The organism is Stenotrophomonas sp. STEN063, from assembly GCF_056854515.1.
In genome coordinates this window covers 1-11,825 of sequence record NZ_JBXFWF010000096.1, presented here as the reverse complement: position 1 = coordinate 11,825, position 11,825 = coordinate 1, and the positions used below count along the sequence as shown (strand labels likewise).

The 11,825-nt window shown below is 62.7% G+C and carries 7 protein-coding genes; 5 read left to right on the top strand and 2 right to left on the bottom strand.

What is annotated here, in order from left to right:
* Positions 1 to 144: 144 nt before the first annotated feature.
* On the bottom strand, positions 145 to 1,545 hold the full coding sequence (locus AC1VWL_RS18270) for a sigma-54-dependent transcriptional regulator (protein ID WP_482987626.1): 1,401 nt from the start codon (positions 1,543 to 1,545) through the stop codon (positions 145 to 147).
* Positions 1,546 to 1,603: 58 nt separating this feature from the next.
* Positions 1,604 to 3,229 (bottom strand): sensor histidine kinase, encoded by a 1,626-nt coding sequence (locus AC1VWL_RS18265; RefSeq protein WP_482987625.1) that lies wholly within the window; start codon positions 3,227 to 3,229, stop codon positions 1,604 to 1,606.
* Positions 3,230 to 3,490: 261 nt separating this feature from the next.
* Between AC1VWL_RS18265 and sucC the strand changes: the two genes are divergently transcribed.
* The 5 genes from sucC to AC1VWL_RS18240 all read left to right on the top strand — a co-directional run bounded on the left by sucC (position 3,491) and on the right by AC1VWL_RS18240 (position 11,392).
* Positions 3,491 to 4,660 carry an ADP-forming succinate--CoA ligase subunit beta gene (gene sucC / locus AC1VWL_RS18260; protein ID WP_057629765.1) on the top strand — a complete coding sequence of 390 codons (1,170 nt, stop codon included), beginning with the start codon at positions 3,491 to 3,493 and terminating at the stop codon, positions 4,658 to 4,660.
* 21 nt (positions 4,661 to 4,681) lie between these two features.
* Positions 4,682 to 5,557, top strand: coding sequence for a succinate--CoA ligase subunit alpha (gene sucD / locus AC1VWL_RS18255; protein ID WP_282267250.1), 876 nt, complete (start codon positions 4,682 to 4,684; stop codon positions 5,555 to 5,557).
* Between the two features lie 697 nt (positions 5,558 to 6,254).
* Positions 6,255 to 6,635: an endonuclease domain-containing protein gene (locus tag AC1VWL_RS18250; protein ID WP_482987624.1), complete on the top strand. Its 381-nt coding sequence runs from the start codon at positions 6,255 to 6,257 to the stop codon at positions 6,633 to 6,635.
* 1 nt (position 6,636) lies between these two features.
* Positions 6,637 to 8,274 carry an NAD+ synthase gene (locus tag AC1VWL_RS18245; protein ID WP_482987623.1) on the top strand — a complete coding sequence of 546 codons (1,638 nt, stop codon included), beginning with the start codon at positions 6,637 to 6,639 and terminating at the stop codon, positions 8,272 to 8,274.
* A gap of 508 nt (positions 8,275 to 8,782) precedes the next feature.
* A complete protein-coding gene (locus AC1VWL_RS18240; protein WP_482987622.1) occupies positions 8,783 to 11,392 on the top strand; it encodes a TonB-dependent receptor in 2,610 nt (869 codons plus the stop codon).
* The last annotated feature ends 433 nt before the right edge of the window (positions 11,393 to 11,825 follow it).

Here is an 11,825-nt window from a genome sequence, read left to right as displayed (position 1 = left end):
CCCCCCCCCCCCCCCCCCCCCCCCCCCCCCCCCCCCCCCCCCCCCCCCCCCCCCGCCCCCCCCCCCCCCCCCCCCCCCCCCCCCACTACAGGTGCAGCCCCCAGCCGAGCATGGCCCGGCTCTACGTGGCTTACGGGGGCTTGCTTATTCCATGCCCAGCTTTTTCAGCTTGTAGCGCAGGGCGCGGAAGGTGATGCCGAGCTGGGCTGCGGTCTTGGTCTTGTTCCAGCGGTTTTCTTCCAGGGCCTTCTGGATCACCGTACGCTCCATCTGCTCGATGTAGGAGGGCAGGGCAGCGCTGGCCGGGTCGATGTCGACAACGGCTTCCTGGGGGGCGGTAGCAGCTGCCGGGGGCTCGCTGCTGGGAACGCGTGGCGTGGCGCTTTGCGGCTGTGGCAAGCGCAGGTCGCTGGCGTCGATGCAGTCGCTGTCCGCCAGGGCCAGCGAGCGCTCAAGGATGTTCTCCAGTTCGCGCACATTGCCCGGGAAGGAGTAGGCATCCAGGGCCTCCAGTGCCGACGCCGCCAGTCGCGGTGGCTTTTGCCCCTGCGTCAGCGCCAGGCGATTCAGGATGGTGCTCGCGAGCTGCGGCAGGTCACCGCGGCGTTCGCGTAGCGGTGGCACGCGCAATTCAATGACGTTGATGCGGTAGTACAGGTCATGGCGGAAGCGCCCGTCCTGCACCAGCGTGCCCAGGTCTTTGTGGGTGGCCGAGAGGATGCGCACGTCCACGGTGACTTCGGTGGCGGCGCCTACCGGGCGTACCGATTTTTCCTGGATCGCGCGCAGCAGCTTGACCTGCATCTGCAGTGGCAGTTCGGCCACTTCATCCAGGAACAAAGTGCCGCCACTGGCTGCCTGGAACAGGCCAGGCTTGTCGGCGTGTGCGCCGGTGAAGCTGCCCTTGCGATGGCCGAAGAACTCGCTCTCCATCAGTTCGCTGGGGATGGCGCCGCAGTTGACCGGGATGAACGGGCCGGCCGCGCGCGCGCCCTGGTCGTGGATGGTACGGGCGACCAGTTCCTTGCCGACGCCCGATTCGCCCAGGATGTAGACCGGTGCCTGGCTGCGTGCGACTTTGCTGATGGTCGCGCGCAGCTCATCCATTGCCGGCGAGCTGCCGAGCAGGCGGGTGGCGTTTTCCGGCGGCGGCGGGGTGCTGGGGCGGGCTTCGTTGTTCAGCTCGATGGCATGCCGGACCAGGCCGCGCAGCACATTGATATCCACCGGCTTGCTGACGAAATCGAAGGCGCCGGCTTTCAGGGCTTCCACCGCCAGGTCCATGCTGCCAAAGGCAGTGATCATCGCCACGGGAGTGGAGGGATGGTCGCGGTTGATCTCGGTGACCAGCTCGATGCCATTGCCGTCGGGCAGGCGCATGTCGGTCAGGCACAGGTCGAAATGGTTGCTGGCCAGCAGTTCCCGGGCTTCGGCGAGGTTGGCGGCGGTACTGATCCGTAAGCCCATCCGGCCAAGGGTAAGGACCAGCAGCTCGCGGATGTCGCGTTCGTCATCGACGATCAGGGCGCTATGTGTTGCGTTCATGAATGGAACGATAGCCGAGGTGGAGGTGTGTCTACAAACGATTGCATCCAGAAACCGCTCATTGGCGCTCGCCGCGGGCGAACGCGGTTTTCGGGACGCTCAGGGTCAGCCGGAAGCAGGCACCGCCAGCGGGAATGGACACATAGTCCAACTGGGCCTGGTTGGCCCGGCACAGCTCGCGGGCGATATACAGGCCCAGGCCGGTGCCATGTTCGGAGGTGGTGTAGAACGGCCGGAACAGCTGGCTGGCGATGGCATCAGGAATGCCCGGGCCGCGGTCCATGATGTCGATGACCGCGTTGCGGTCGGCCGAGGCGACACGGATGCGGATCCGTGCCGGTTCGTCGGCGATCCGACCATATTTGAGGGCGTTGTGGACCAGCGCGGTCAACACCTGGTGCAGGTGCCGGGGGTCGATCATCGCTATCACCGATGGCTCGCGGATCACCGCTTCCAGGCTGTCGTTCTCCAATGACAGGGTCTGCCGGTATTCGATCACGAAACGGCGGACGAAGGCGGCCAGGTCCAAGTTCTCGGGATTTGCCCGTTCGCGTCGGGCCAGCGCCAGCACGCTCTCGACGATGCCGTTGGTGCGTTGGCATTGCTGATGGATGATCTGCAGCAGGCGCCGGTCGGCCTCGCCTATGTCCTCGGATTCCTCCAACAGCTGGGTGGCATAGTTGATGGCTGCCAGCGGGTTGCGGATCTCATGCGCCAGGCTGGCCGAGAACCGGCCAAGGGTGGACAGGGTCAGTGATTCGGCCCGCCGCGAGACCACGGTGGTGTCGTCCAGGAAGATCAGCGACATGTCGCTGTCGGCCAGCAGGCGGGCGAAGCGCGGCAGTACTTCGGCCTGCTCCGGGGCCAGTTGCAGCGGTTGTTCGTCTTCATGCCAGCCATTGCGCCAGCGCTGCAGGCGCCGCGCCAGTTCGGGCGACGCGATGTTCAGGGCGACACGCTCGGTGGCCAGTGCGCCCTCCATGTCACCGAGCAGGGCGGTCGCCGCTTCGTTGGCGAGGGTGATCTGGCCGTTGGTGTCCACCACCAGCACGCCGGTACGCATGCGGCGGATGATCAGTTCGTTCACTTCGAACAGGTTGGCCACCTCGGCGCCGCGCTGGTCGGCCAACTGCTGGGTGCGGCGGGTGCGGCTGCCGATCTGGTAGGCGATGAAGGCCAGTGCAAGATAGCTGGTGACGAACATCGCCAGCTCGGCCAGCGTACGCAGGTTGTCGCTGCCTTCGAATGCCTGCCACACGTATTCGCTGACGCTGGCGGCAGCGGCCAACATCGCCAGCAGCATCGCCCGCGACAGCGGCAGCAGCAGGGCGGCCGCGGCGATGTTGAACAGCAGCGACATCGAGATGCCGGCGCTGGCGCCGGGCAGGGCATGGCTCAGCAGGGTGGCTGCGGTGATGTCGACCAACAGGCTGCCGAACACGATCGGTTGCAACCAGCGCTCGTTGCGGCCCCAGGCCAACAGCGCGAGTGCTATCAGCAGATAGAGGATGGTGACGGCTTCGGCCAGCTGCAGCTGGTGCGCCTCGCCAGCGAACGGCGTCAGCGGGCTGAAAACCAGCGCGGCCAGCAGGGTGGCGATCAGCACCCGGTACAGCGCGAAGAAATACAGCTCGCGACGCGGTATCGATTCGATGCGGTCTATGAGCGAGGTGCTGGGGGCCAAGCCGGAACTCCTATCCAAGCGTTAACCCACCAAGTATAGGTGCGCACGGGCTGCTGCACGACACGCGCGCGGCGCCCCCTATTCAGAGGCAAGTTGCTGAAAAATAGCCAGAAAACATGCCGCGCTTGGCCATTTGTACAGACTTCTTTGCGCCCCGGCGCTGGCTCGGCCACAATAGTGGGCCCGCCGCAGTCCTTGCCGGCGCCCCCAAGCCGGGGCCCGAGGAGATGCGTGCGGTCGTTCCTATTCCCACGGTGACGCATGAATTTCCACGAGTACCAGTCAAAACAACTGCTTGCCGAATACGGCATCCCGGTCCCGGCCGGCAAGGTCGCTGCGACCCCGGACGAGGCTGTAGCTGCTGCCCAGTCGCTGGGCCAGGGCCCCTGGATGGTCAAGGCTCAGATCCACGCTGGCGGCCGCGGCAAGGCTGGCGGCGTCAAGTTCTGCAAGACCACCGACGACGTCAAGGCCGCTGCGGCCAAGATGCTCGGCACCAAGATGGCCACCTACCAGACCGCAGGCGTCGAGCTGCCGGTCAACCTGGTGCTGGTGACCACCGCCGGTGAGATCGTCAAGGAGCTGTACCTGTCGGTGCTGGTTGACCGTGGCACCAAGACCATCACCTACATCGCTTCTTCGGAAGGCGGCGTGGAGATCGAGCAGGTTGCTGCCGAGACCCCGGAACTGATCCACTCGCTCAACGTCGATTTCGTTGAAGGCGTGCAGGGTTACCACGGTCGTGATTTCGGCTTCAAGCTGGGCCTGACCGCCAAGCAGGCTGGCCAGTTCGCCAGCATCATGGTCAACCTGTACCGCCTGTTCAACGAAAAGGACCTGGCGCTGGTTGAAATCAACCCGCTGGCCATCCTGGACGACGGCAACCTGTACGCGCTGGACGGCAAGTTCGACAGCGACGACAACGCCGCGTTCCGCCAGAAGGCGCTGGTCGCCATGCGCGACAAGACCCAGGAAGACCCGACCGAAGTGATCGCTTCGGAGCTGGACATCAACTACGTCACCATGGACGGCAACATCGGCTGCATGGTCAACGGCGCAGGCCTGGCCATGGCCACCATGGACGTCATCAAGCTCAACGGCGGCGAGCCGGCGAACTTCCTGGACGTGGGCGGCGGCGCCAACAAGCAGCGCGTCATTGAAGCCTTCAAGCTGATCCTGTCCTCGGACAAGGTCGAAGGCATCTTCGTCAACATCTTCGGCGGCATCGTCCGTTGCGACATGATTGCCGAAGGCATCATCGCTGCCGTGAAGGAAGTGGGCGTCAAGGTTCCGGTCGTGGTGCGCCTGGAAGGCACCAACGTGGAAGAAGGCAAGCAGCTGCTGCGTGACAGCGGCATGGCCATCATCCCGGCTGACAACATCAACGATGGCGCCAAGAAGATCGTTGAAGCTGTCAAGAACGCCGCCTGATCCGACACCGAAGGAAATCCAATGTCAGTTTTGATCAACAAGAACACCAAGGTGATCGTGCAGGGCTTTACCGGCCAGCAGGGCACCTTCCACGCCACTCAGATGATCGAGTACGGCACCCAGGTTGTCGGCGGCGTGACCCCGGGCAAGGGCGGCACCACCCACATCGACCTGCCGGTGTTCAACACCGTGGCCGATGCCGTGCAGAGCACCGGCGCCAATGCCTCGGTCATCTACGTGCCGCCGCCGTACGCGGCTGACGCGATCCTGGAAGCCGCTGCTGCCGGCATCAAGGTCATCGTCTGCATCACCGAAGGCATCCCGGTGCTGGACATGCTGCGCGTCAAGAACGTGCTGACCCGTTCGCATCCGGACACCGTGCTGATCGGGCCGAACTGCCCCGGCGTGATCACCCCGGGCGAGTGCAAGATCGGCATCATGCCGGGCCACATCCACATGCCGGGCAAGATCGGCATCGTGTCGCGTTCGGGCACCCTGACCTATGAAGCGGTCAAGCAGACCACGGAAGTGGGCCTGGGCCAGTCGACCTGCATCGGCATCGGCGGCGACCCGATCAACGGCCTGAACTTCGTTGACTGCCTGAAGCTGTTCAACGAAGACCCGCAGACCGAAGGCATCATCATGGTTGGCGAAATCGGTGGCGACGCTGAAGAAGCCGGTGCCGAGTACATCAAGAACCACGTGAAGAAGCCGGTTGTCGGCTTCATCGCAGGTGCTTCGGCTCCGGCCGGCAAGCGCATGGGCCACGCTGGTGCGATCGCATCGGGCGGCAAGGGCACGGCTGAGGGCAAGTTCGCGGCGATGGAAGCTGCTGGCGTTGTCACCGTCCGTTCGCCGGGCGACCTGGGCGCTGCCATCGCGAAGCTGGTCAAGTAAGACTGCGCTTCAGTGATTTGAGAAAGGCCACCTTCGGGTGGCCTTTCTTGTTTTTTGGGTTGGGTGATCGGGGGTAAAAGCCAAGAACAGAAGCAACGTCCAAGAGCCTGCCCTCACCCCTACCCCTCTCCCGCAGGCGGGAGAGGGGACAGCCGAAGCCGAAGCCGAAGCCACAGCCACAGCCACAGCCACAGCCACAGCCACAGCCAAAGCTAAAGCCAAAGCCAAAGCCGCGGTCGGGGCTCAAGCCACGGCCAGAGTTGAAGTCCACGTCGACGTTAGATCATTGGCTAAAGCTCATCTTTTGCACTGGCTGTAGCTTTGACTTCAGCTCTGGCTCTGGCTCTGGCTCTGGCTTTGGTTTTAGTTTTAGTTTTAGTTTTAGTTTTGGCTTTGGCTGTGGCTTTGGCTGTGGCCTTGGCTCTGGCTCTGGCTCTGGCTGTGGGTGTGGGTGTGGCTGTGGCTGTGGCAGCGGCAGTGGCTCTGGATCTGGCAGTTGCTTTCCCCTCTCCCGCCTGCGGGAGAGGGGTAGGGGTGAGGGGAAGCTTTGGCTTCTTGCCGTTAGCCTCTCCCATCGCTTTCTGTCACCTCGAAGGCAGCGCCCCAAAAGCCCAAAATCGTTACATCCAAAAGCGCGCTTTCCCTGATTTCAACCACCGCCTTGCCAGGTAATCGTCTCCCTGCAAAGGAGGCAACCATGCGCAAAGGCAGCAAAACCAACAGCGCCCGAGCCCTGCGCCGCCGCATGACCGATGCCGAGCGGCGCATCTGGTATTTCCTCAGGGGCCGCCACCTGGTCGGCTTCAAGTTCCGGCGGCAACACCCCATCGGGCCTTATGTCGTGGATTTCGTCTGCCTGGAGCAAAAACTGGTCATCGAACTCGACGGCGGCCAACACGCATCCGACCCCAACGACCCCCATCGCGACGCCTTCCTGCAACGCAACGGCTACCGCGTGCTGCGCTTCTGGAATAATGAGGCCCTGAGCCATACCGCCGCGGTCTGCGAAAGCATCCTGCGTGCGGCATCGGTAACACCAAGCCCCCGCAGGGTGCGGGGCCAAGCAGAAGGTTGTTGATATGTCCGAATCGCTACGCATCGCCCTGGCCCAGTTCGATTTCCCGGTCGGGGACGTGGACGGCAACGCCAGCCGCATCATCGAACTGATGCAGGAGGCGCGTGACGAATACGGTGCCGATGTGGTGCTGTTCCCGGAACTTGCCATCAGCGGCTATCCGCCGGAAGACCTGCTGATGCGCCCCGGCTTCCTGAGCAGCTGCGAGCAGGCTTTGGCAAGGGTCGCGGCCGAAGTGCAGGGCATCGTCGCTGTGGTGGGCTGGCCGCAGAGCGCCGGTGCGGTGGTCTACAACGCGGCCAGCGTGCTGCGTGATGGTGCCGTCGCCACTACCTACCGCAAGCGCGAGCTGCCCAACTACGCCGTGTTCGACGAACGACGCTACTTCGACGTGGACCCGGACGGTGGCAACTGTGTGTTCGAGGTCAACGGTGTGAAATTGGGCCTGGTGATATGTGAAGACCTGTGGTTCGCCGAACCGCTGGCCGCCACTGTCAAAGCGGGCGCCGAACTGGTGCTGGTGCCCAACGCCTCGCCATACGAACGTGGCAAGCACGCCCAGCGCGATGCGCTGCTGGCCGAGCGCAGCCGCGAGAGCGGCGCGGCCATCGCTTATGTCAACACCGTTGGCGGCCAGGATGCGGTGGTGTTTGATGGCGCTTCGGTCGTGGCCGATGGCGATGGCACCGTGCATCCGGCTGCCGTGGCGTTCACCGAAGAAATGCTGGTGGTCGAATACAACGTCGCTGGGCGCAATTTCATGCCGCTGCGCTGGATCGATGATGGCGATGAAAGCATGGATGCATTGGCCTGGCGCGCGGTTACCCGCGGCATCCAGGACTATTGCGGCAAGAACGGTTTCAGCAAGGTATGGCTGGGGCTGTCAGGGGGCATCGACTCGGCGCTGGTGCTGGCGATGGCGGTCGATGCGCTCGGTGCCGACAACGTCACCGCAGTCAGCATGCCGTCGCGCTATACCGCTGACCTGTCCAATGACCTGGCGGTGGAGCAATGCCGTGCGCTCGGTGTAAAGCTGGAGACGGTGCCGATCGAGCCGGCGTTCCAGGGCTTGATGCAGTCGTTGTCGGCCATGTTCGAAGGGCAGGCGGCCGATGTCACCGAGGAAAACCTGCAGTCGCGCAGCCGGGGCGTGATCCTGATGGCGTTGAGCAACAAGTTTGGCGGCCTGCTGCTCACCACCGGCAACAAGAGCGAGTACGCGGTGGGTTACGCCACCATCTACGGCGACATGTGCGGCGGCTATGCGCCGCTGAAGGACCTGTACAAGACGGAGGTCTACGGCCTGTCCAAGTGGCGCAATACGGTGGGGGGCGCGCCGGTGATTCCGCCGGCGGTGATAAGCCGCGCACCCTCGGCCGAGCTGCGGGAGAACCAGACCGACCAGGACTCACTGCCGGCCTACGATGTACTGGATGGCATCCTGTACCGCTTCATTGATCAGGAACAGTCGCGCGAGGACATTGTTGCTGCCGGTTATGCGCCGGACGTCGTGGACCGGGTGCTGAAGCTGGTGCGGATCAGCGAATGGAAGCGCCATCAGGCTGCGCCGGGACCGAAGGTGTCGCGGCGTGCTTTTGGCCGCGAGCGCCGCTATCCCATCACCAACGGCTATCGCGGCTGATCGTCTGGTCGCCGGCAGGTGTAAACGGAAGGGGCCAGCAGGCCCCTTCTGTCTGTGTCGCATTGGGACTGTGACCTCCCAGACAGCGCTGAGTGTGCGCTTTCCCCAGTGCGGATGTGGTGGTCCATGTCAGTTCGGGTTGGATGGCGCCTGACGTGTGGCAATCCAGCAATCTCTGCACGAAATAAAGTCGGTTTTAGACAAATTCTCAACATGTTGGGGATGCAGGATGGAGCCACAAGAAAACACTGGTTCATCTCTCTCTCCTTGCCACTGCCCTGTCAGTGGCATTTTTTATGCGCGCATGCGCCGCACATGGCGCGTTTGAGGCCGGCTGACACGGCCTGACAAGAATCCCCGTGCCTGCTGCCACGCAGCGAAAAACAGCGGCGAAATTCGATCGTTAATTTTCCGTCAGGCCGATGCGATTGGTGTCATCCAGCGCAGCGTCCCAGTAACGGTTCTGAGCGATCAGGACGTGTCCTTCTTCATCTGGAACACGCTAACAATGAAAAAGAATAAGTTGAACTCCGGCCTGCGCCGGGGCGCCCTGGTTGTTGCCATTGGCCTGTCCATCAGCGGAACAACGCTGGCGCAGGAAACTCAAGCGAACGGCAGCGCCACCACGTTGGACCGCATCGAGATCACCGGTTCGCGCATCAAGCGTGCAGACGTGGAAGGTGCATTGCCGATTACCGTGATCGGCCGCGAGGACATCGAAGTAAGCGGAAAGGCCACTGTGGCCGACATCCTGCAGAGCTCCAGTTTCAACTCCTTTGGTTCGTTCGTGCCGAGCTCCGGCAGCTCGGCGCAATCGTTCGCGGGCCTGAGCCTGCGCGGGCTGGGCGAAGGCCGCACCCTGATCCTGATCGACGGCCGCCGCGCGGCAGTGTCGCCGTTGACCGGCGAAGGGCAGGACCTGAGTTCGATTCCGGCGGCAGCAGTGGAGCGCATCGAAGTGCTGACCGACGGCGCATCGGCGATCTACGGCGCCGACGCCATTGGTGGCGTGGTCAATGTGATCACCCGCAAGAACTACGAAGGGTTCCAGGTCAGCGCTGGCATCACCGACAACAAGTACGGTGGCGATGCATCGGAAGGCTCGGTGCTGTTTGGTGCCGCAGGTGAGCGCGGCTCGGTGATGGGTGGTATCTCCTATACCAACCAGAAGATCAGCTTCGTGCGCGATTACCCCTGGTCCGATACGGTGGCTGGCTCCTCGTATTCCAATAACTACCTCAATGTGCTGACGGCCGCCGATGGCAGCACCATTCCCGGCTCCAACCTCTACACCAACAACAGCTCGGTGGTGCCGGGTGGTTGCTCGGGCACCAATTTCTACGAGAGCACCAGCAGCTCGGGCCGTACCAGCTGCCTGTACAACTATGTCGGCGACATGGCTGATACCGCCAGCATCAAGAACAAGAACCTGTTCCTGCGCAGCGAGTACAGCATCGATGATGTCTGGACCGTCAACGCCGATATCTACGTCAACCGCAAGAACAGCGACAGCGTCTACGCGCCGGTGCCGGAAAGCATCTTCGTCAGCGCCGACAGCCCGAACAACACCACCGGCCAGGATGCTTACATCAAGCACCGCTTCGCCGCCTTGGGTAATCGTTTCACCTATACCGATGAGAACAGCCATGATGTCAACCTCAGTCTGCATGGCCAGCTGACTGACAGCACCGCGGTTGATTTCGGCGTGCGCAGCAATGAGTCGCGCGCAACCATCACCGGCTACAACTACGTGAACATCCCGGTGGCGGAGAAATATTTCGAATCGGGCGAGTACAACGTGTTTGATCCGTACTCCAACTCGGCTGCGGTGCTGGATGCCATCGCCACCACCATCAACCGCAATACCTACTACAAGCAGCAGGAGGTCAATGCGCAGTTGACCACGGATCTGTTCGAGTTGCCCGGCGGCGTGTCGGCGCTGGCGGTCGGCGGCGAGTACAGCAAGCATGACTACTCGGACATCTACGACCAGCAGTCTGCCGCCGGCAATGTTGGTGGTTCCTCCGGCAACTCGGCCTGGGGTGATCGCACGCTGAGTTCGGCCTATGCCGAGTGGAGCCTGCCGATCTTCAACAACTTCTCGGCGGACGTGGCGCTGCGTTACGACCATTATTCCGACTTTGGTGACGCTACCTCTCCCAAGCTGTCGCTGCGCTACCAGCCGTTGCAGAACCTGACCTTCCGTACCTCCTACGGTGAAGGCTTCCGCGCGCCCACCTTGCAGGCGCTGAACCAGCAGACCGCGTTCTCTGCCGATACGGTGACCGATGAAGCCACGGCGCTGGCTTACGGCTTGGCTGCTTCCAGCTCGATCCAGATCAACGGCTACCATGTCGCCAATCCGGACCTGAAGGCCGAGACGTCCAAGCAGTTCAGCTTTGGCGTGGTGTATGACCCGTTCTCATGGGCCAATGTCACTGTCGACTACTGGAATACCAAGATCGAGAACCAGATCAAGTGGTATTCCGCGCAGACGGTGATCAACCGTACCGAGCTGGGCCAGTTCCTGCCGGACAACCTGTCGGTGGTGCGAAATACCGACGGTTCGATCCAGTCGGTATATGCCGGCTACGGCAATGAAGGTCTGGTCAAGACCGATGGTGTGGATCTCAACATCCGCACCCAGTTCGACTTCGACAACTGGGGCAAGCTGACGTCGTCGTTGCAGGGTTCCTGGACCCACAGCTACAAGGTCGACAGCCGCTACGGCTCGGACGAATACGTGGGCACCAGCGGTTATCCGGAATGGCGTGCCAACCTCAACACGCGCTGGGAGCGCGGCGATTGGAGTGTGGCCTGGACCATGAACATGATCGGCTACGAGCCGGGTTACTACGTGGACTACTACCAGGGTGATTACAGCTGCTCGGAGTTGAAGTCCGAGGGTTACGTGAAGCGTTGCGGCGGGGCCTACATCACCCATGACCTGCAATTCGCTTACAACACTCCGTGGAAGGCGAGCATCTCGCTGGGCGTGCGCAACCTGACCAACAAGGCGCCGGTGTACGACGTGGCGTACTCGCCGACCAACTTCAACAACTATCTGTACAACGGCTACGGCCGGCAGTTGTATATGCGGTATACGCAGAGCTTCTGAGTTTGAGTTGGTTTGAGTGATGTGGAGCGGCCCTGGCGACGGGGCCGCTTTTTTTGGGGCGTACTTGCCAGTGCGCGCATTGCCAGCCCCTCTCCCGCTTGCGGGGTGAGAGGAGCAGCTTGCGAACCACTGGTTCGCTGCTCCTTGAACGATCTTGCGCCAGCGCAAGGGCCGGGGCGCGGAGCGGGGGTTGGGGTGAGGGCAGGGCGAAGCCGGGATGGTGAACCTGGGCAACGACTGCCGGAGTTCCAAAGCACAAAGCCCAAGGCCCAAAGCCCAAAGGCCAAAGCTCCCCCCATCCGCCCTCCGGGCACCCTCTCCCGCAAGCGGGAGAAGGGAGTGTCAAAGGCCAAAGGCAAAGCCACAGCCACAGCCAAAGCCACAGCCAAAGCGCTGTCTCTTATACACATCTGACGCTGCCGACGAAGCTAGA

Excerpts from the sequence above, each read along its gene's own strand:
- AC1VWL_RS18270 (WP_482987626.1), bottom strand. The coding sequence starts at position 1,545 with ATGAACGCAACACATAGCGCCCTGATCGTCGATGACGAACGCGACATC.
- sucC (WP_057629765.1), top strand. The coding sequence starts at position 3,491 with ATGAATTTCCACGAGTACCAGTCAAAACAACTGCTTGCCGAATACGGC.
- AC1VWL_RS18240 (WP_482987622.1), top strand. The coding sequence starts at position 8,783 with ATGAAAAAGAATAAGTTGAACTCCGGCCTGCGCCGGGGCGCCCTGGTT.
- sucD (WP_282267250.1), top strand. The coding sequence starts at position 4,682 with ATGTCAGTTTTGATCAACAAGAACACCAAGGTGATCGTGCAGGGCTTT.
- AC1VWL_RS18250 (WP_482987624.1), top strand. The coding sequence starts at position 6,255 with ATGCGCAAAGGCAGCAAAACCAACAGCGCCCGAGCCCTGCGCCGCCGC.
- AC1VWL_RS18245 (WP_482987623.1), top strand. The coding sequence starts at position 6,637 with ATGTCCGAATCGCTACGCATCGCCCTGGCCCAGTTCGATTTCCCGGTC.